At 50.1% G+C, this 20,996-nt stretch carries 20 protein-coding genes; 1 reads left to right on the plus strand and 19 read right to left on the minus strand.

What is annotated here, in order from left to right:
* Window positions 1-56 precede the first annotated feature (56 nt).
* The 9 genes from M1L66_RS24835 to mtaB form a co-directional block, all read right to left on the minus strand.
* Window positions 57-1,292 carry a peptidase U32 family protein gene (locus M1L66_RS24835; RefSeq protein ID WP_434688703.1) on the minus strand — a complete coding sequence of 412 codons (1,236 nt, stop codon included), beginning with the start codon at window positions 1,290-1,292 and terminating at the stop codon, window positions 57-59.
* The gene (locus M1L66_RS24840) at window positions 1,289-1,948 is read right to left on the minus strand and encodes an O-methyltransferase (protein WP_187023179.1); all 660 of its coding nucleotides are present in this window, start codon (window positions 1,946-1,948) and stop codon (window positions 1,289-1,291) included. The genes M1L66_RS24835 and M1L66_RS24840 overlap by 4 nt, the downstream gene beginning before the upstream one ends.
* On the minus strand, window positions 1,945-2,340 hold the full coding sequence (locus M1L66_RS24845; protein WP_187023178.1) for an endolytic transglycosylase MltG: 396 nt from the start codon (window positions 2,338-2,340) through the stop codon (window positions 1,945-1,947). The genes M1L66_RS24840 and M1L66_RS24845 overlap by 4 nt, the downstream gene beginning before the upstream one ends.
* Before the next feature lie 47 nt (window positions 2,341-2,387).
* Entirely contained in the window at window positions 2,388-4,004 is a 1,617-nt protein-coding gene (locus M1L66_RS24850) for a ribonuclease J (protein ID WP_432764198.1), read from the minus strand.
* A 72-nt stretch (window positions 4,005-4,076) separates the two neighbouring features.
* Window positions 4,077-4,541 (minus strand): Fur family transcriptional regulator, encoded by a 465-nt coding sequence (locus M1L66_RS24855; RefSeq protein WP_187023176.1) that lies wholly within the window; start codon window positions 4,539-4,541, stop codon window positions 4,077-4,079.
* Between the two features lie 8 nt (window positions 4,542-4,549).
* Complete coding sequence (locus M1L66_RS24860) at window positions 4,550-4,831, minus strand: DUF1292 domain-containing protein (RefSeq protein WP_025530574.1); 282 nt, start codon at window positions 4,829-4,831, stop codon at window positions 4,550-4,552.
* Window positions 4,832-4,837: 6 nt separating this feature from the next.
* A complete protein-coding gene (gene ruvX, locus M1L66_RS24865) occupies window positions 4,838-5,278 on the minus strand; it encodes a Holliday junction resolvase RuvX (protein WP_029466884.1) in 441 nt (146 codons plus the stop codon).
* A 249-nt stretch (window positions 5,279-5,527) separates the two neighbouring features.
* Window positions 5,528-5,788, minus strand: a complete 261-nt coding sequence (locus M1L66_RS24870) for an IreB family regulatory phosphoprotein (protein WP_002602485.1) — start codon at window positions 5,786-5,788, stop codon at window positions 5,528-5,530.
* A gap of 371 nt (window positions 5,789-6,159) precedes the next feature.
* Entirely contained in the window at window positions 6,160-7,479 is a 1,320-nt protein-coding gene (mtaB, locus tag M1L66_RS24875; RefSeq protein ID WP_434688704.1) for a tRNA (N(6)-L-threonylcarbamoyladenosine(37)-C(2))-methylthiotransferase MtaB, read from the minus strand.
* A 151-nt stretch (window positions 7,480-7,630) separates the two neighbouring features.
* Here mtaB and M1L66_RS24880 point away from each other — a divergent pair, with 151 nt between their 5' ends.
* A complete protein-coding gene (locus tag M1L66_RS24880; protein ID WP_002602483.1) occupies window positions 7,631-7,864 on the plus strand; it encodes a hypothetical protein in 234 nt (77 codons plus the stop codon).
* 98 nt (window positions 7,865-7,962) lie between these two features.
* Here the strand turns inward: M1L66_RS24880 and thiI are convergent, their stop codons facing one another.
* From thiI to grpE, 10 genes are all read right to left on the minus strand, one after another.
* Complete coding sequence (thiI, locus tag M1L66_RS24885) at window positions 7,963-9,141, minus strand: tRNA uracil 4-sulfurtransferase ThiI (RefSeq protein ID WP_434688705.1); 1,179 nt, start codon at window positions 9,139-9,141, stop codon at window positions 7,963-7,965.
* Window positions 9,142-9,239: 98 nt separating this feature from the next.
* Window positions 9,240-10,394 carry a cysteine desulfurase family protein gene (locus tag M1L66_RS24890; RefSeq protein WP_434688706.1) on the minus strand — a complete coding sequence of 385 codons (1,155 nt, stop codon included), beginning with the start codon at window positions 10,392-10,394 and terminating at the stop codon, window positions 9,240-9,242.
* A 34-nt stretch (window positions 10,395-10,428) separates the two neighbouring features.
* Window positions 10,429-11,166, minus strand: coding sequence for a 16S rRNA (uracil(1498)-N(3))-methyltransferase (locus M1L66_RS24895; RefSeq protein ID WP_434688707.1), 738 nt, complete (start codon window positions 11,164-11,166; stop codon window positions 10,429-10,431).
* Between the two features lie 8 nt (window positions 11,167-11,174).
* Complete coding sequence (prmA, locus tag M1L66_RS24900; RefSeq protein ID WP_187023171.1) at window positions 11,175-12,131, minus strand: 50S ribosomal protein L11 methyltransferase; 957 nt, start codon at window positions 12,129-12,131, stop codon at window positions 11,175-11,177.
* Between the two features lie 9 nt (window positions 12,132-12,140).
* The gene (locus tag M1L66_RS24905; protein WP_187023170.1) at window positions 12,141-12,887 is read right to left on the minus strand and encodes a sulfite exporter TauE/SafE family protein; all 747 of its coding nucleotides are present in this window, start codon (window positions 12,885-12,887) and stop codon (window positions 12,141-12,143) included.
* 673 nt (window positions 12,888-13,560) lie between these two features.
* A complete protein-coding gene (locus M1L66_RS24910; protein ID WP_187023169.1) occupies window positions 13,561-14,130 on the minus strand; it encodes a glucan-binding protein in 570 nt (189 codons plus the stop codon).
* Entirely contained in the window at window positions 14,127-16,835 is a 2,709-nt protein-coding gene (locus M1L66_RS24915) for a diguanylate cyclase domain-containing protein (protein ID WP_187023168.1), read from the minus strand. Before M1L66_RS24915 ends, M1L66_RS24910 begins: the two co-directional genes overlap by 4 nt.
* A 217-nt stretch (window positions 16,836-17,052) precedes the next feature.
* Window positions 17,053-18,192 (minus strand): molecular chaperone DnaJ, encoded by a 1,140-nt coding sequence (dnaJ, locus tag M1L66_RS24920; RefSeq protein ID WP_434688708.1) that lies wholly within the window; start codon window positions 18,190-18,192, stop codon window positions 17,053-17,055.
* Window positions 18,193-18,331: 139 nt separating this feature from the next.
* On the minus strand, window positions 18,332-20,203 hold the full coding sequence (dnaK, locus tag M1L66_RS24925) for a molecular chaperone DnaK (RefSeq protein WP_055653986.1): 1,872 nt from the start codon (window positions 20,201-20,203) through the stop codon (window positions 18,332-18,334).
* Window positions 20,204-20,349: 146 nt separating this feature from the next.
* Complete coding sequence (grpE, locus tag M1L66_RS24930; protein WP_187023188.1) at window positions 20,350-20,970, minus strand: nucleotide exchange factor GrpE; 621 nt, start codon at window positions 20,968-20,970, stop codon at window positions 20,350-20,352.
* Window positions 20,971-20,996 lie beyond the last annotated feature (26 nt).

A 20,996-nucleotide genomic window follows, 5' to 3' on the forward strand; every position in this document is an offset into this window, starting at 1 on the left:
GGCAAAAGCGTCACATCTTACTGATACGCTTTTGCCATTGCTTTGTCCGCTTCTGACTATTCCCCTCCAACCTCACAACGCCGGAGTATATCATACGGATCCATCGCAATCCCCAGATCCACATCAACCATCTGGCGCGCATGGGGTGCGCTCTCCTGCGGGGCTCCGTCTTCCGCGTAAATCGCTTTGACGACTACCTCGCTGTTCGTTCCGTCCGGCTTCATCACCTCGATGGTTTCCCCCACCGAAAACTTATTCTTCTGTTCGATTCTCGCATAGCCCCGGTCATCCACCGAAGCAACCGTTCCCAAATACGTGTAATCCTTCACATACGTGCTGTTCTCGTATATCTGGGACGATGCGTCCGGCTTTCCGAAATAGAAGCCTGTGGTAAACTCCCGGTTGACACACTTGGCGATCTCTTCCCGATACCAGTCTAAATTCGCCTCATAAAGCTTCGGGTCCTTCTGGTAATCATCGATGGCCCTTCGGTAAGCCCTTGCCACTGTCGCCACATAGAGCGCCGTCTTCATACGCCCTTCGATCTTAAAGCTGTCGATCCCGGCATCGATCATCTCCGGTATGTGATCGACCATACATAAATCCTTGGAGTTAAAGATAAACGTGCCCCGCTCATTCTCATAAACCGGCATGTACTCACCCGGACGCTTCTCCTCGACGATGGAATACTTCCAGCGGCAGGGATGGGTACAGGCCCCCTGGTTGGCGTCCCGTCCCGTCATAAAATTGCTCAGAAGACACCGCCCTGAGTAGGAGATGCACATGGCTCCGTGAATGAAGCTCTCGATCTCCATATCCTCCGGAATGTGGTCTCTGATCTCCTTAATCTCCTTTAAAGAAAGCTCACGCGCCGTTACCACGCGCTTTGCCCCCAGATCATACCAAAAACGGTACGTTCCGTAGTTCGTATTATTAGCCTGGGTGCTGATATGGATCTCCATATCGGGTATCACCCGCCTGGCAATGGCGAATACTCCCGGATCTGAGATAATCAGCGCATCCGGACCGATCTCCTTCAGTTCTCCGAAATACGCCTCCACACCCGCTAAATCATCGTTGTGAGCCAGAATATTGGCCGTTATATAGACCTTTACACCGTGTTCATGGGCAAAGGCGATTCCCTCTTTGATCTCTTCATTCGTAAAATTCTTTGCTTTCGCTCTCAGACCGAAGGCCTCACCGCCGATATAGACCGCATCCGCACCGTAAATCACGGCGGTCTTCAGCACCTCGAGACTTCCAGCCGGAATAAGCAGTTCTGTCTTTCTCATCTTTTTACATCTCTTTCTCTAAAAACGCTTAATGCAACGCCGTCCCCGATGGGTATGATCGACGTGGCCAGGCTGTCCGTATGTTTCAATTCGTATAAATATTCCCGCATGCGCGCATGGATCGTCCTGTTGCGCCGTTCCACCGCATAGCGCGATTCGATGATATCGCCATCCTGCAGCACATTGTCCGAGACAAGCATACTTCCCGGAACCATGAGTCTCATGATTTCGGGAAGCCATACAAGATACTGGCCCTTCGCCGCGTCCATGAATATAAAATCATAGGGACCGGTAAGTTTCTTAAGGATCTCTCCGGCATCGCCGGGGAGCAGAGTGATTCGTTCACTCTCCCCCGCTCTCTCGAAGTTTTCCAGGGCTTCTGGTATCCGTTTTTCATATTTTTCAATCGTTGTTATGCGGCAGTTCTCCGGCATGGCCCCCGCCATTAAAAGCGTCGAGTAGCCCACTGCGGTGCCAACCTCCAGGATAGCCGCCGGCCGCTTCGCCGCCACCAGAGAAATCAGGAATGAGGCGGTCTCCTCGCGGATGACCGGCACCCGTTCCTTCCGGGCCTTTGACGCAATCTCCGAAAGGAGCGTTCCCCGGCTTCTCTCCAGCGAATTAATGTAGTCCGTGACTCTGTCGTTCCCTGTCATTCCTTCTCTTCCTCTTCTCCGGTATTTTCGTTCATCATCTGAAGAATCTCCCTGGAGGTCATAGAGGTGTTCACAGTGTACGTCCCGGGGTTCACTTCGTAGTCGAAGAAGATGGCCTGTATGACAAATGAATATTCATTCGCAATCAGCCCGTACGACTTAAGGAGCTTCGCTGCATCCGTGATGGAGGTTCCCTCCTCCACGGTGATACTCCTGTCTCTTCCCGGCGCGGCTTCCACAGACGTGGCGTAAAAAATTTCATGGCCGAATTCATAGCCCTTTGTCACGCCTTCGTAAAGAAGCAGCACGACCAATGCGCAGACAATCAGCCTTCCGGATATCCCGATGATGGCTCCCGTTATTCTGTTGATCTCTTTTGTAGCACGGCTCATACTGTCATCCCTTTCAACACGAAAGTCCTGATTCTTTGATGCTTATCCTATACTTCCATAATAATCGGCAGAATCATCGGATTCCGCTTCATCCGTTTCCATAAGAAATCGCTTAAGCTGTCGCGGATAATATTCTTGATCTTGCCCCAGTCGTTGACATGGCGGTCGAGGCAGTCCAGCACAGCGTCATTCACGACCGCTCTTGCGTCCTCCATCAGATCCTCGGATTCTCTCACATAGACGAAGCCTCTGGACACGATGTCCGGGCCTGCCAGCAGCTGATTGCTGTATTTCTCCAGCGTCAGCACGACGATGATGATTCCGTTCTGAGCCAGATTCTGTCTGTCACGCAGCACGATATTGCCGACGTCGCCGACGCCCAGTCCGTCTACCAGGATTCCGCCTGCTGAAACGTGATCCACGATGCCCCAGGACTCCTGTCCCAGTTCCACCACGTCTCCTGATGACATGATAACGATGTTGTCCTTCGGAATGCCCATAGCCTGTACCAGATTCTTCTGAGCCATTAAATGGCGGTACTCTCCATGAACCGGGATCGCGTATTTCGGACGCACCAGAGCGTAGATCAGCTTGATCTCTTCCTGACACGCATGGCCGGATACGTGGGTATCCTGATTGATTACTTCGGCGCCCTTCATGGCCAGTTCGTTGATAACCTTGGACACCGCCTTCTCATTGCCCGGAATCGGAGTGGAGCTGAGCACTATCACATCAGTCGGTTTAATCGATACCTTTTTGTGGGTGCTTCCCGCCATACGGGAAAGGGCCGCCATGGATTCTCCCTGGCTTCCTGTGGTGATGAGCACGGTCTGCTCATCCGGATAATTCTTCAGCTGGTCGATATCAATTAAGGTTCCCTCCGGGATGTCGATATAGCCCAGTTCGCTGGCTGTTCCGATGACGTTCACCATGCTTCGTCCCTCTACCACGACCTTGCGTCCGTACTTGGCCGCTGAGTTGATCACCTGCTGCACCCGGTCCACATTGGAGGCAAAAGAGGCAACGATGATACGGTTAAATTTATGATCTGCAAAGATATTGTCAAATGTCTTTCCCACCGTCTTTTCCGATGGGGTAAATCCCGGGCGGATGGCGTTGGTGCTGTCGCACATCAGGGCCAGAACGCCCTTCTTGCCCAGCTCTGCGAAACGCTCTAAATCGGCCGGTTCGCCGAAGACCGGCGTATAGTCGATCTTAAAGTCGCCGGTGTGCAGAATCACGCCCGCCGGTGAATAGATGGCCAGTGCGGAAGCGTCTGCGATACTGTGGTTTGTCTTTATAAATTCAATACGGAAGCATCCAAGGTTGATGGACTGTCCGTGCTTGATTACTTTCCTCTTCGTATTCTTTAATAAATTGTGCTCTTTTAACTTATTCTCGATCAGTGCAATGGTCAGCTTCGTACCGTAGACCGGCACGTTGACCTCTTTTAAAATGTACGGCAGGGCTCCGATATGGTCCTCGTGGCCGTGGGTGATCACAAATCCCTTCACCTTGTCGATGTTCTGTTTTAAATATGTTACATCCGGAATGACTAAGTCGATGCCCAGCATGTCGTCGCTGGGGAAAGCAAGTCCGCAGTCCACTACGATAATGCTGTCCTCGTATTCAAACGCGGTAATATTCATACCAATCTGTTCCATTCCACCAAGGGGAATGATCTTAATTTTTGCATTACTGTCCTGTTTCTTCAATCTGTTACCTCCATCTTTCTATTATTTTCCGTCCTGTTCTTCTTCCATGATTTTCTGACAATCCCTGCAGTACCCGTAGAGCTTTACCTCATGATCCGTCACCTTAAATCCCATGGTATCGGAAATGGCCTGCTCCAGCGTATCAAGGAGGTCTCCTTCAAATGAAAATACTCTGCCGCAGCGGCTGCATATTGCGTGATGATGGTGATGTCTGGACTCACTTTCAAGGCCCCCTAATTCATAGCGGGCAAAACCGTCGTCAAAGCTCACCTTATCGATTACCGACAGATCCACCAGTACCTGCACGGTCCTGTATATCGTGGCCAGTCCGATCTCCGGGCATTTCTTTTTCGCGAGGTCATAGATGTCCTCCGCCGTTAAATGTTCACCCGGGCGCTCCGCCATGATTTCCAGTACCAGCATGCGCTGATTTGTCACTTTGAGTCCCTTTTTACGAAGCATGTCTTTAAAAACTTCCTGTTCCATATTCTTCATCACTTTTCAATATCCACGTCCGCGTCTTCCAGCAGTTCGGAAAATATTTTAAATAAATAATCTATCTCGTTATCATCCTCTACGAACTCGTAAAGAGCATCCGCATCGTCGCTCTCTGATAAGTCCTTCAGAATGTAACATTCTCCCTCTTCGTCATCATCCGCCGCATCTGTCACCAGCAGATAACTCATTCCATTAATTCTGGTCTCTTCCAGAACGTAAAAATCTACGGCTCCGCCGTCATCTGTCACCAATGTTATTTTCTTTTCTTCGTTGCTCATGGTTCGTCATTCTCCTCTGGTCGTGCCGCCTGGCAGACTGTCCAAATAGCCCTGCAGAATCAATCCAGCCGCCACTTTGTCGATGACCGCCTTCCGGTTTTCCCGTCTGACTCCGCTCTCCTGTAAAATCCGTTCCGACTGAACGGTTGTAAGCCTCTCATCCCAGAGTACCACCGGCAGTCCGGTCCTGCGCTCCAGCATGGCTTTAAAGCTCTCTGTTTTCTCTGCACGGTCTCCCAGAGTATTGTTCATATTCTTAGGATAACCCAAAACAATGGTTTCAATCTCATATTCCCGAATCAATTCCTCAATTCGGGCGCAAGTCTTTCTTAATTTGTTCTCGTCTTCTCTCGTAATCGTCTCCACCGCCTGGGCAGTAATGCCAAGGGAATCGGATACAGCGACGCCAACAGTCTTGGAACCGTAGTCAAGGCCCATTATTCTCATATTTATTTTCTCCATATTTGTCAAACCTCCCGCCGCTGACGGCAGAATCCCTGGCCCTCACGGCCGCCGGACAGACATGCGGGCATGTCCGCCTGACTCATTGCCTGCGGAAATAAAAGCCCGCATGTCTCTCTGACCGCCGCCGCTGGAAATAAAACCGGTATTTTTTCAACACGAAAAAACAACTGCCAGAGTCCGTTTATTCCTTCATCTGACAGTCAAATTACAGATTCTCTTTACCACGTAAAATTACTTAAGCATCGTATCGATATAGACCCTCATAAGCTCCTCCAGGATCTCATCCCGTTCTACCTTCATGATGAGACTTCTGGCGTTCTTATGACTGGTTATATAAGTAGGATCTCCAGACATGATATAACCCACGATCTGGTTGACCGGATTATACCCTTTCTCTGAAAGGGCAATATAGACCTGCTCCAGAACCTGGCTTACATCCAGCTTGTTTTCCTGTACTGAACCAAAAAATTGTGTATTATGAATATCGCCCATTACGCTCACGTCCTTTAACTGTTCTTCTCTATTCTAAACCATATTTGCTGTTTCGGCAAGAAAAAAATAAAAATTCCTGATTTTCCTGAATTTTCTAGGGATAAGTTACGCCGAAATTCCGCAGGGGGTGAGGGCGCATGTGTATTCCGTGTCCGTCTTGCTTCCTACTCGCCATAAGAAAGTCCGGACCAGGCGTACACGCCAAACCAGGGCGTGTTCGCCTGGTCCGGACTTTCTTATGGCGAGTAGGAAGCAAGACGGACACGGAATACACATGCGCCCTCACCCCCTGCGGAATTTCGGCTGTGTACTGGCTCCGCTGCGATAAAAAAGATGGAAAGCGGCGGAGGGTGGAGGCTGAATGGATCTTCTTAGTTTTTTAGGAGAAATACTTCGTCGTTTAGCAGGGTCTCAAGTATACCGGAAATCATTCTTCCTTTCAGGTCTTCTCTAAACGGTACTGCGGCCTTGATATACTCTTTTGTATGGCCGATCATGTATCGCTTTCCTTCCCACTCGTACTCTTCTTCCATCAGTACCTCGGTGGTTTTTCCGAGATGCTGCTTTCGGTATTCCAAGGACATTTCTTTTTCCAGCGAAAGGAGGACTCCGCTTCGTTCGGTCTTTACCAGCTCCGGGATCTGGGAGGGCATGACGGCTGCGCGGGTGCCTTCGCGTTTGGAGTATTTGAAGACGTGCATTTCGTAAAAATGAACCTTCTTTAAAAACGCCTCTGTTGTCTGGAACTCTTCTTCTGTCTCCCCCGGGAAGCCTACGATGACATCGGTGGTGATCGCCGGACAGTCAAACGCCGCACGCAGGATCTCACAGCGGCTTAAATAGTCTTCTGTCGTGTAGTGGCGGTTCATCCGCGCAAGCGTCGCATCACAGCCGCTCTGAAGGGACAGATGGAAATGAGGACAGATTTTGGAAAGGGACGCCAGCGCTTCTGCGAACTCTTTTGTGATGATCCGCGGTTCTAAAGAGCCCAGACGGATTCTTAAGAGTCCCTCTACCTCATGGAGACACACGATTAAGTCGAGAAGCGTCTTCTTCCCTCCTTCTTCAAAATCCACGCCGTAGGAACTCAAATGAATCCCTGTCAGCACAATTTCCTTATATCCGGCTTCCACCAGCCGTTCTACCTCGGCGCGCACGTCCTCCAGCTTTCTGGAACGCACCCGGCCTCTCGTATAAGGGATGATGCAGTAGCTGCAGAACTGGTTGCATCCGTCTGTGACCTTGATGAACGCCCTGGTGTGGTCGGCGATCCGTTTGATGGTCAGGGCCTCGTAATCCTTTGCCGCCCCGATATCGATTACCGTCTCTTCCACGGTGTGATCTTCGCTTGCAAAGTAGTCATCCAGGATTCTCACAAGCTCAGTCTTCTTGTTGTTTCCTATGACCAGGTCCACCGCTTCGTCCAGTTTAAGCGCCTCTCCTGCCGACTGCACGTAGCAGCCTGCTGCCACTACCACGGCCTGCGGGTTCATCTTCTTTGCCCGGTGAAGCATCTGCCGCGATTTGCGGTCGGCTATATTGGTTACTGAACAGGTGTTGATGATGTACACATCCGCGCCTTCGGCAAATGGAACAATCTCATATCCCGCCTCTTCCAGAAGCTGCTGCATAGCCTCCGTTTCGTATGAATTTACCTTGCATCCAAGGTTATGCAGGGCTGCCTTTCTCATTTTATTTTCTCCTATCTAAATAAACAGTATGCGAAGTTTATTTTCATGTAAAATTACCATTGACTTTTAACCCATATGCCAGTAGTATTGAACTTGAACAAGCGGGGATTCCCTGATCAAAAAAAGAACAATCTCAAGGAGGTTTTTTCACATGAAAACAGTGCGTATATCTTTAAACTCCATCGACAAAGTAAAATCTTTTGTAAATGACTTAACCAAGTTCGATACCGATTTCGATCTGGTATCTGGAAGATACGTTATTGATGCCAAGTCCATTATGGGCATCTTCAGTTTAGACTTATCCAAGCCGATCGATTTAAACATTCATTCTGAGAGCAGCGTGGATGAGATCGTAAACATCTTAAAGCCATATATCGTTGATTAATCGGACAAGTAAGCGCTTCAACCGTGTCCCACGGTTGAAGCTTTTTATGTAATAGCCTATTACATAAAAAGCTCTCCGGGCAGGACAGCGTGCTTGAATCAGCACCATACCTCTTCCACTGTATTGATGGCCGTCTCCACCATTTCATCGATTTTTTCTTTCAACTTTTCTTCCGAACGCTCAATCATCTTCAAATTCGGCTTTGTAGCCGGATGCTTTGCCACAAAGATGGTACAGCAGTCTTCAAAGGGCAGAATCGATGTCTCGTACGTTCCGATCTTCTCGGCAACATCCACAATTTCCTGTTTATCAAATCCGATAACCGGACGGAATACCGGCATCGTACAGGCCGCGTCCGTGGCGGCTAAGGACTGCATTGTCTGGGAAGCCACCTGGCCGATGCTCTCCCCTGTAATCAGAGCCTGTGCTCCGGCATCCACGGCCAGTCTCTCGGCGATCCGCATCATGTAACGTCTCATAATAATGGTCAGTTCCTCATGAGGACACTGATCATAGATATAGAGCTGGATATCCGTAAAATTCACGATATGAAGATGGACTGGTCCCGAATACCTCGATACCAGCTTCGCTAAATCGACCACCTTCTGCTTTGCGCGCTCACTCGTATAAGGCGGAGCATGGAAATAAACGGCGTCAATCTTCACACCGCGCTTTGAGATCATGTAACCGGCCACCGGGCTGTCGATACCGCCGCTTAAGAGCAGCATGGCCTTTCCATTGGTTCCCACCGGCATACCGCCCGGTCCCGGAATGACGATGGAGTAAATGTTGATCCGGTTTCTCACCTCCACATGGAGCATGACCTCGGGATGATGAACATCCACCTTCGTCTCGGGAAATGCATCCAGAATCACTTCCCCTAAATCCCTGTTGATCTGGTCGGAATTTACCGGATATTTTTTATTGCCGCGTCTTGCATTTACCTTGAAGGTAAAATTCTTATCCTCATAAACCTCATCCACATAGGTGAGCACCTGTTTCTTTAAATCCTCATATCCATTGTCGTCCACCTGAACCATGGGACAAATGGCGGCGATGCCGAAAATACGCTTAAGCGTCTGGGCTGCCTCGTCAAAATCGTACTCAGATTCCGCTGTGGCGTAGATTCTTCCCGACTCCTTCACCACCATAAAATCTCCATCGATATCCTTTAACGCGTGCCGGATCTGTGTCACCAGAGCGTCCTCAAACATAAAACGGTTTTTTCCCTTTACGCCGATCTCGGCATACTTTATCAAAAATGATTTATACTGCATATTGATCCTTTCTTTTCTCTGCCAGGCATTCCATTCTGAAAGCCCAGTTAAGCATTGCGGCCTTCTGCCAGGTCAGCCGTTCTGATTGTTCATGGCTGTCAGCCTCTCTGATACCTCCGGAGCACTGGAAGCAGCTCCTTAAGCGCTGCGATACAGATATCCACCTCGTCCTTCGTATTAAATACACCGAAGCTGAACCGCAGTGTGGAATCCAGCAGCTCCTGTTTTACACCGATTCCCTTTAAGGTTCCGCTGACCGCCGGATGGTTGGAGGAGCACGCGGATCCGGACGAAACATAGATTCCCTTGTCCTCGAGCGCGTGAAGCAGCACCTCGCTCCTCACTCCGGAAAAGCTGGCGCTCACGATCTGAGGCGCGGACAACTCTCCCGGAAGGCTGTTGACCGTGGTTCCCTCGACCTCATCCAGCCGTTTTATCATGTAATCCTTTAACTCATAGAGCTGTTTCATCTTCTCGCCATGGTTCTGATACATCTCCCTGGCCGCCTCACCGAGTCCGGCGATCCCCGGTACGTTTTCCGTGCCGGAGCGCATGCCCCGCTGCTGGCCGCCGCCGTAGATGAGAGGCTTTATCTTAACCCGGCTGTCCACATACAGAAAACCGATTCCTTTCGGAGCATGAATCTTATGGCCGCTGACCGAGAGTAAATCGATTCCCTGCCGTTTCGGCCGGATGACAAACTTTCCGTACGCCTGAATACCATCTACGTGGAACAGAATCGCCGGATTCTTTTTTTTGATCCGCTTTGCGATCTCTTCCACCGGCTCCACCGCGCCGATCTCATTGTTCACATACATGATGGATACAAGGATAGTATCCTCGCGGATGGCGTTTTCCAAATCCTCCAGGCTGATATGGCCGTCATGATCCACCGGCAGATACGTCACCTCAAAGCCCTGTTCCTCCAAATACGCCAGCGGATTGTAGACCGAGGCGTGTTCGATGGAGGTGCTGATGATATGTTTACCGGCCCGTTTATTGGCTATGGCCGTCCGGGTCAGCGCCATATTGTTGGATTCTGAGCCGCCGGAGGTGAATATAATCTCCTTGGGAGATACCTTCAGTGTCCCGGCGATGATCTCCGCGGCTTCTTTGATATACTGTTCCGCGCGCATGCCCTTTCCATGCTTCGCGGACGGATTTCCATAATCCTCCGTCATCACCTTAAGCACAAGATCGGCCACCGCCGGAAGCACCTTCGTCGTTGCCGAATTATCAAAATAAACTTCCATTTAAATTCTCCTCGTTATGAGCACTTTTGGCTCGTCAATTCTCCATCTGGAACATTAAGACGGACAGCACTGCCAGTCCGGCCGTCTCCGTGCGCAGAATCCGTTTTCCAAGTGTCACCGGCTTCACTCCGGCCTTCGAGGCCATCGCGATCTCGTCATCCTCAAATCCGCCCTCCGGGCCGATGAAGATTCCGCAGCTCATACCCGGCCTGATTCCTGTAAAATACGCCTTTGTGTCCGCCATCCCTTCCGCATGCTCAAACGGAATGATGTTCTTATCGAATCCACCAGCGTACTGGAGCGCCTCCCGAAATGACATCACACCGGTCACCTCCGGAATAATCAGGCGTTTCGACTGTTTCGCCGCGCTCTCCGAGACGGCGTTCCATCTGCGCACCTTCGCGTCTTCCTTCTTCGCGTCCAGCTTCACGACGGTTCGCCTCGTCTCTACCGGAATCACCTGATAGACCCCCAGTTCAACTGCCTTCTGGATGATCAGCTCCATCTTGTCGCTCTTCGGAAGCCCCTGAAATAAGTAAAATTTCACAGGCAGCTCCGTACCGCCCTCCGTAACCGAGACGATCGCCGCGGTCACGCTGTCCGCCGCGATCGTCTCAAATTTACATAAATAGTCCCTGTCCACACCGTTGCTGATCAGGACTTCTTCTCCTGGCTTCATGCGCAGCACATTTTTTATATGGTTCACGTCCGGACCTGTGACTGTGACTGTCTCCGGCCCGATCTGATCCTGGTTTACGAAAAAATGATACATACTCTTCCCTATTTCTTCCTGGCCGTAACCGACAGCCACTCACCCTGATACGTTACCCCGATCACCTCAAAGGCATCGTTGGCCGCAAATGCCGCCCTCACTGCCTCTTCCTTCATATTAATGATACCGGAGGTGATGAAGATTCCGCCCTTTTTTAAATGTACCGGAACTTCCTTCTGAAGCAGAATAATGACATCCGCCAGAATATTAGCCACCGCCACGTCATACTTTTCGTATCCCGCCGCGTCCTGAACAGCTTTATCATCGATAATATTGCCCTGAAGGACTGCGAATTTCTCTGAATTAATTCCATTTGCCTCCAGGTTCTCACCGACCGCCGTGATGGCGTTCTCGTCGAGATCCGTGCCGAACACAGTCTTCGCCCCAAGCTTTAAGGCCGTGATTCCCAAAATTCCGCTTCCCGTTCCCACATCGAGAAGAACTGTCTCCGGCGTCACGTATTTGCGGAGCTGACGAATACAGAGCTGAGTCGTCTCATGCTGGCCCGTGCCGAACGCTGTTCCCGGATCGATCTGAATGAGAAGCTTGTCCTTATGTTCCTCCGGAATCTCCTCCCAGGTAGGCTTGATCAGGATATCATCCACTGTAAACGGCTTGAAATACTGTTTCCAGTTGTTGATCCAGTCCTTATCCTCTGTTTCGCTCTCGGTGATGGTCCGCTCTCCCAGATCCGTAAACATGGAAAGGTCATCAAGTCCCTCATCCACACTTTTCAGGATGCCGGCGATGTCCTGGCTGTCGTCGAGATAGAAGCTGACAAACGCCACGCCCTCGTCCGGCGGCAGCTCTGGAAGGATATCAATGAACATCCCTTTCGTCTCCTCCGCCGTAAGTGGAATATTGTCCTCGATCTCGATTCCCTCGATTCCGATCTCATCAAACATGCTGCTGACTAAATCCACGGCCTGCGTCGTGGTCTTCAGCGTAAATTTCTTCCATTTCATAGCAATCCCTTACCCTTTCACAATTTTCACAAAAAGACACAACAGCACCGCCAGAACAACCGGACGCACGACCTTCTGGCCGCTCTTTACCACCATACCGGAGCCGATATAATGGCCCGCGATACAGAAGACGCCCGCTGTAATTCCCAGCGGAAGCAATACTTTTCCATTTATTAAAAATGTCACCAGCGCGGCAATATTGGAAGACAGGTTGATCACCTTTGTCGTTCCCGATGCGGTTCTCAAGTCCATCTTCGCCGCCCCTGTTAAAACTAACAGAAGGAAGGTACCCGTTCCCGGGCCGTAGAAGCCGTCATATGTACCGATCACCAGCGCGGCAGCCATGCTGATCAGCATCATCTGCTTCTCCGTAAGACTTCCCGTATTCTTATTATCGCCCATATCCTTATTTTTCAAAACATAGAAAGCCACAATCGGCAGAGCGAACAGCATCATTCCCTTTAAAAACTTCTCACTGGCAAGCAGGGATAAATTTGAACCGATGATGGAACCGACGATCGCGCAGGCCGCCGCAAATAAGGACAGCTTCCATTTGATGTAGCCGCTCTTCGCAAACCTCGCCGTGGAGATGACCGTTCCCATGGTCGATCCCATCTTATTCGTTCCCAGCGCCAAATGAGGCGGAACCCCTGCTGCCAAATAAGCGGGAAGTGAAATCAGACCGCCGCCGCCTGCAATGGAATCTACGAAACCGGCTAAGAATACCAGCGGACATACAATCAGATACTGGTGCATTATATTCGTTTCCTCTCTTTCATCTGTGACTGGCTCCAGTCATTCAGATAATCCGACCTGATCCGCGGCCTGCGAAAATCGCCCACTGCACATGCAGACATGTCTGTATGGCTCGCTGCTCACGGAAATAAACCACATGATATCATAGCATAGTTTTGATATCGCTGCAACAGCAACTGTATTTACCGGGGCCTTCTTCTTTCAAAAACGGCGGATTTACGCCATTTTTCGACCTGTACGTCTGTCTGTTCCATCATAACGCATGGAAGCGAAAAAGAAAAACAATTTTTTTTTATTTTTTTTTGAAATAGATGCAATAAAACACGATCCTCCTGCATTAATCTATTGAACGGATGAAAATCACTTCTGTTCCATACCGATCACAAGGGGCAAAAAATATCAAGAAAAACGAAATTCCTTGATGCATTACACCACATCACACTCGCCCTGAGTCATGAGGGACCGGACACAGAACGCATTTTCACATATTACAATCTAACGGCAATTAGAGTTTGTAATCGAAATGAAAAAGGCTGAACCCGCGGCAAGCAGGTTCAGCCTTTTTCTGTTTCATTTAATATGCCTCATCTGTTATTTCTTATCTGTTATTTCTTATCTGTCATCCATGTATCCAGGCTGTTCAGAATACGGGGCTCCCGCCCTTCCGTCCCGGCTACTGTGCCATGATGCCGTCGGTACCCACATGGTAGCCATCCGGCGTTGTCGTATTCACAAGGAGACGTCCCAGCGTACCATCGGACATTGTATTAAAATAGTAGGCCTTTCCGTCGACGATCTGCCAGCCAATTCTCATGGAACCCAGAGTGCCGTCGTCAGTCGGATTTAAATAAAATTTATTGCCGTTTCCATCGGTGTACCATCCGGTCATCATGTGACCGCCATTGTCAAACATATACCATCTGCCGTCGATGTGCTTCCAACCGCTGGAAGGCCAGCTCCCATCACTGTTCTGGAACCACCAGCCGCCCGGGCTGTAGCGCCATCCTCTCTTATACGTATAGGCGCCCGGTCCGCCGTCGTCATCATCGCTGTCGTCGTCATCGTACCAGCAGTCATAGGAGACGCTGCCCTCGATCGGTCCGACCTGCTTCGATCCGGAACCGTTAAATCCCGGAAAATCCCGTACCTCCTGCGTATTATCCGCAAACGCTGCCATGGAAAACCACAGGATTGCGCAGAATGCCAGTGCCGACGTCTGTATAAATCTTCTTATTTTTTTCATTTTTCTTCCTCCAAGCTATTTTCTGGTTCCTCTCTCTGTTTTTCCAGCCCTTCCACAATGCGGCAGCTGATCATGCATGCCTCTCTTCCTCCCGGCCACAATACAGCCTGGGCGCGGGTATGCACGTAGCATTTCCTATTCCGGTTCCAGACGAGACTCGACGCACTGGTCCTGACGGAATCCAGCATCAGCATGGGACATCCCTCGCACATCCGGTCCGCCCCGAAGAACACACGGTAACAGACACCGCCGCAGACGACCGCCGGATCTTGTTCCTGCACCTTTCTGCTGGTGTAGAGAAACTGACACGTTTCCATGTCCAGAATATAGAACCAGTCTCTCTGCTCCTCCAATGCTGCGGAAAATCCGTTCATAGCCCTGCCAAGCTGCTCCTGCGCCCTTCCCTTCATTAAAAAGATACCAAGAATCCTGGAAATGGTCTGAAGCAGCCGGATCTGATTGCCGGTCCAGTAACGGTTTTCCATGCATTCGTCGAAACCGATGAATCCCTTCGGCTTCCCCTGGTCTATGATCCGGCACTGCAGCACGGACTTAATCCCCTGATTTTCCAGAATCATGCGCTGATGCGTCAGAAGCGTACTAACATCCCGGCAGAAAAAGATTCCTTCCTCATTAAAGTTATCGTAGTAATGATCGAGCTCCTCCATATTTATGCTCTGCAGATTCTCCTTTTCGGGCTGGACTCCCTCCTTGCACCACTCGAACGTGTTGGAGGATCTGATTCCGTCTTCGTCATCCTCGAAAATGTAGACACGGCACACATCCACCTGTCTTCCGACAATCTCCAGCAGCTGATTGATGGATTTTTCCATGCTGTGGGAGCGGCTCAGGATATCCAGCACATAGCCTGTCAGGTTCTGGTCAGCGAGTTTCTGATCCATAACCGCCGCTCCGGCCACGTCCGTCTGTCCCTCCGGTGACATGACATCCTCCAGCGATTCCGCATAGAGGGCATATCTGTTTTTCCCCTGCCGTTTGGCCTGATAGAGCGCCGTATCGGCGTTTTTGTAGATGCTTGCGAAGTTATCGCCGTTCTCGGGAGCAATGGAGATACCGATCGAACAGGATATAATATCTTTTTGCTGCCTTAAAATCGACCGGAAATTTTTAAGAATCCCGTCCGCTTTCTCCTCCACCTCACCCAAAGTTTTCACATGGTACAAAAGGACCGCGAACTCATCTCCGCCGACTCTTGCCAGAACCGCATTTTCCGGAAACAGCCTGCAGAGCATGTCCGCAATGTCTTTTAACATCGCATCACCGCTTAAATGGCCGTAAATATCATTGACCTTTTTAAAATTATCCACGTCAAGAATCATCAGCGCACAGTGGTCCGACGGCAGCGCCTTCACCACATACCGCTGGATCAGCGTCTGAACCGCGCCCCGGTTGTAGAGGCCGGTCAGCGAGTCCTGTTCCGCCAGCTCCAGCAGCCGCTCCTTTTCCCGCTTCTCCTTGTCGATGTCCGCGATCAGTCCGATGGCCCGTGCCGGCCGCTTGTCCTGGTCCGTCTGAAGCGTGTAGCGCACCCTGCACCAGATAAAGCGCCCATCCTTTGTGGCTATCCGGATCTCATTTTCCCCGTAGGGGGATCCTAAGAGGACTTCTTTCTGCATCTGCACAAAGATCTTTTTATCATCGTTATGTAAATTGCCCCGTCTCAATACCTCTTCCGATATGTGATTACGGACCACCTGATATCCGAATTTTTTGATCCAGTTCGGCGAGCAGGTCAGTGTATCGCTCTTGATATCCCACTCGAAAATAATGTCTGTCGCCTGATTTAAGATAATCTGGTACCGTTCCAGACTCATCTTCAGCTCCTCATCCGCCTTTCTGCGCTCTGTAATGTCGATCAGAATGCAGTAAAAGACGGGCTGTCCGTCCCGCATGACCAGCTGTCCATTATCCTGAATGACAAGATAACTTCCGTCCTTGCAAATCACACGGTATTCGATCTCCTTGGTGTTTCCGTTCTTCATCTGACGGATCACGTCCAGACGCGTGCTCTGTAAATCTTCCGGCACGATCATCCGGCTAAACTTATTCTCAAGGACCATCTCCATCTCATCTCTTGTATAGCCGAACATCTTTAAAAAGCCATCGCTGTAAAATATAAGCTCCAGGTCCTCATCGTCCCTGCAGCAGATAACGCCGCCGGGGATATTCTGAATCAGCGCGTCCAAGTTAGAGTTTTTCTCCTCCAGTTCCTTTGACTGCAAACCGACCAGACTCCGCAGCACCCGCACATCTTCCTGTGTCATTCGCTGCAGGTCGGATTCCCACGCACGGTTCGGAAGAGAGTGATGAAGTCTCATCATATATCCGACGCCGTCCTCAAACCGGCAGATGCCCGTTGCGCGCACCACATGCTCGCCGTCCTCCAGACCCCCCCGGATTCCTCTGACGTAACAGCTTCCTGAAAAGGAATAAATATGTCCGGCGAGAAGCGATACCGCATAATCCGCATTCAGAATCTGATAATCGTACTTCTTTCCGTTCTGATCCGCCTTAAAGACGTTTAAGATGTTCTCACGTCCCTTTACTGTATTGTATCTTCCTGCACCAGTCCATTCGATATCGTCAGAAATCATCTGACCGACCTGTTCCATATCCTGCTCTTCCAGACAGACCTGGTGAAACCGCCTGACAAACTCTAAAACCTGCCGCTCTTCTTCTGTCATCCCTTACCCTTTCCGGATTTCCCCAAAACCGAAACTGATACGTTTCTTTTACTGATTCCTATTTTACTGGTTTTTACTGTTTTTTACAAGATAGAACCAATTATATTTTGTGTATTGTATAAAATTGTAAGGATTCATAAATTTTTATATGAATTTTCAGTAAATGAAAAGGCCGCCATCAGGGATTACTGCCTGATGACGGCCTTATCGATAACTGCTATTTAAAAATTCCTTTTTTCTTATGCTTCTCGCCCTCGGAGCTGTCGCCGCCCATCGCCTCATCGAACCTGCGCAGCGCCTCCTTCTGAGCTTCATTCATACGCTCTGGCACCTGTACAACCAGTGTGACATAATGGTCGCCGCGGACTGCCTTGTTTCTCAGAGACGGAACGCCCTTGCCCTTTAAGCGAACCTTGGTGTCTGTCTGGGTTCCGGCCTTCACCTCGTATTCCACGTCTCCATCCACCGTCTTGATACGGATCGGACCGCCCAGCGCCGCCCTGGTAAAGGAAATCGGCACGGTGGAGAAAATGCTGGTATCCTGACGTTTGAAGATCGGATGGCCGGATACTACGGCCTCGACCAGTAAGTCGCCCCGCTCTCCGCCATTGGTTCCAGGTTCACCGGCTCCGGCCAGACGCACGCTCTGTCCGTTATCGATGCCCGCAGGAATCGTGACCTTAAACTTCTTACGCTTCGTAATATATCTGGTTCCATAACAATCCGGACATTTTTCTTTTATGATACGGCCTGTTCCGCCGCAGTCCGGACAAGTCTGGACATTCTGTACCTGACCAAAGAAGGACTGCTGGGTATACATGATCTTACCTTTTCCGTTACACTTCGGACAGGTAACGGGTGAGGTTCCCGCTTTCGCCCCGCTTCCGTGACACGACGCACATTCCTCTTTATAATTAAGCTCGATCTCTTTTTCGCATCCGAAAATCGCATCTTCAAATGTGATCCGGACACTGGTCCTGACATTGGCGCCCCTCGATGGTCCATTATAACGGGCACCGCTTCTGGATCGTCCGCCGCCAAAAATATCGCCGAAGATATCGCCAAAGATATCTCCCATATCTGCGCCGGAAAAATCGAAACCGCCGAATCCGCCCGGTCCGCCGTTTCCGTCAAACGCAGCGGAACCAAACTGGTCGTACTGGCGTCTCTTATCGGGATCACTGAGCACGCTGTACGCCTCCGAAGCCTCTTTAAACTTCTCCGCTGCGGCAGCGTCGCCGGGGTTCGTATCAGGATGGTATTTTTTTGCTAATGCCCTGTAGGCCTTCTTAATCGCCGCATCGTCTGCGTCTTTGGGAATGCCGAGGACTTCATAATAATCTCTCTTTTCTGCCATCTTAGGTCTACCTTTCACTTATCGCTTTACCTGTTTCCGGCCCTTCATGCCTGCCGGACAGCCAGATATGAAAACTGCGGAAAAAGTGCTGTATCACTACAACACTTTTTCCAAAGCCCAGTCAACTGACCAGACTATCTTACACCTCTTTGTAGTCTCCGTCAACTACATCGCTGTCCTGATAGGAAGCTCCGCCGCCTGCGTTATCCGCACCAGCGCCCATATCTGGGCCGGCACCTGCAGAACCCTGGGCAGCCTCATATACTTTTGCAAACAGTGCCTGAGCGCTGTTCATCAGCTTCTCTCTGCCAGCCTTGATGTCTTCGATCTGCGCGTCTGTCATCTCTTCGATCGGAGCTCTGTTGATGGCTTCTTTTAAAGCGTTTAAATCAGCTTCTACGGCAGCCTTATCATTGGCGTCAATCTTGTCGCCTACTTCCTGTAAAGCCTTCTCTGTCTGGAATACCATGGAGTCGGCGTCATTTCTCGCATCAATGCCTTCCTTGCGCTTCTTATCCTGAGCCTCGAATTCAGCCGCTTCTTTTACAGCCTTATCGATATCATCATCGGACATGTTAGAGCCGGAGGTGATGGTGATATGCTGTTCCTTGCCTGTTCCAAGATCCTTAGCGGATACGTTTACGATACCGTTGGCATCGATATCAAAGGTAACCTCGATCTGCGGAACGCCTCTTCTTGCAGGCGGAATTCCGTCTAAACGGAACTGGCCGAGTGTCTTGTTGTCTCTTGCAAACTGTCTCTCGCCCTGTACAACGTGGATATCAACCGCTGTCTGGTTGTCAGCCGCTGTGGAGAAGATCTGGCTCTTCTTTGTCGGGATTGTGGTGTTTCTCTCAATCAGTCTTGTCGCTACGCCGCCCATGGTCTCGATGGATAAGGACAGTGGAGTAACATCCAGAAGAAGGATATCGCCTGCGCCGGCATCGCCTGCCAGCTTACCGCCCTGGATGCTGGCGCCGATCGCCACACACTCGTCAGGATTTAAGGTCTTGGACGGTTCTTTTCCTGTCAGCTGTTTTACTTTTTCCTGTGCTGCCAGCATACGGGTGGAACCGCCTACCAGCAGAACTTTTCCAAGCTCGGAAGCTGTGATTCCGGCATCTCTTAATGCGTTCTGTACCGGAACAGCTGTACGCTCGATCAGATCGAGTGTCAGCTCGTCAAATTTCGCTCTCGTTAAGTTCATATCGAGATGCTTCGGGCCTTCTGCCGTAGCAGTGATGAACGGTAAGTTGATGTTGGTGGTTGTGGAGGAGGATAATTCCTTCTTAGCCTTCTCTGCAGCTTCTTTTAATCTCTGCATAGCCATCTTGTCACCAGATAAGTCTACGCCCTCTGTCTTCTTGAATTCGTCTACCATCCACTGGGTGATGCGGTTGTCGAAATCATCGCCGCCCAGACGGGTGTCGCCGTTTGTGGAAAGCACTTCGATTACGCCGTCGCCGATTTCGATGATGGAAACATCGAATGTACCGCCGCCTAAATCGTATACCATGATCTTCTGCTCTTTTTCATTGTCAAGGCCGTATGCCAGCGCTGCTGCCGTCGGCTCGTTGATAATACGCTTTACATCAAGGCCGGCAATCTTGCCTGCGTCCTTGGTTGCCTGACGCTGTGCGTCGTTGAAGTATGCAGGAACCGTGATAACGGCCTCTGTTACCTTCTCACCCAGATAAGCCTCTGCGTCAGCTTTTAACTTCTGCAGAATCATCGCGGAGATTTCCTGCGGTGTGTAGTTCTTTCCGTCGATCGCTACCTTGTAGTCTGTACCCATATGTCTCTTAATGGAAGAGATGGTTCTGTCCGCATTGGTAACCGCCTGACGCTTTGCAGGCTCACCTACCAGTCTCTCACCGTTTTTTGTAAATGCTACGATAGATGGTGTTGTTCTTACCCCCTCACTGTTCGGAATAACAACCGGTTTTCCACCTTCCATAACAGCCACACAGCTGTTAGTAGTACCTAAGTCAATACCAATAATCTTGCCCATAGTTTTTTCCTCCTATAATTGTCTTTACTCTCAATTTTATCATTTAATAAAGGTATGTTCAGCTCATCTAAGCTCGAAAGAACCTCGCTAAGATTCGTGAACGACGTTCGCACTAAACCCGAAAAGACCTCGTTAAATGCTCACAGTCAATTGGCTACCTGAACCATGGAGTGTCTCACCACGGTATCCCGGTAGGTATAACCCTTCTGAAGTTCCATGGCGATCGTGTTCTCGCCAAGGGATTCGTCATCAATATGCATCACTGCGTTGTGGAAATTCGGGTCAAATGGCTGACCCACTGCTTCGATCGGTTTTACACCTGCATCTTCCAGCGTCTTCATAAGCTGTCTATATATTTTTTCCATTCCTTCTGCAAACGGAGCGCCCTTATCCTCCTCCGGAACGGCTGCAAGGCCTCTCTCGAAATTGTCGACCACCGGAAGTATCTTTTCAATGATATCTCTGGCACCGATTTCAAACATGGCAGATTTTTCTTTTTCTGTCCTCTTTCTGTAGTTATCGAACTCGGCCATATTCCGCTGCAGACGGTCGGTCAGTTCCTCTATCTTGATGTCTCTCGGATCTTTCTTCTCTTTCTTCTTTCCAAAAAATCCTTTTTTCTCCGGTTCTGTCTGCTTTTCTTCTACCGGCTCTTCTTCTCCGTTTTTTTCCTCAGCGGCATCCTCGGCACACGCGTCTGTCTCTGCGGCCTCTTTTTCGCCTTTTTCTATTTCCTTTTCAACGGAACCGGCGTCTTCAGCCTTCATGGCCTCTTCTACCAGTTCCTCTTCTA

The organism is Hungatella sp. SB206 (assembly GCF_051132295.1).
GTDB classification, from domain to species: Bacteria; Bacillota; Clostridia; order Lachnospirales; family Lachnospiraceae; genus Hungatella; species Hungatella effluvii.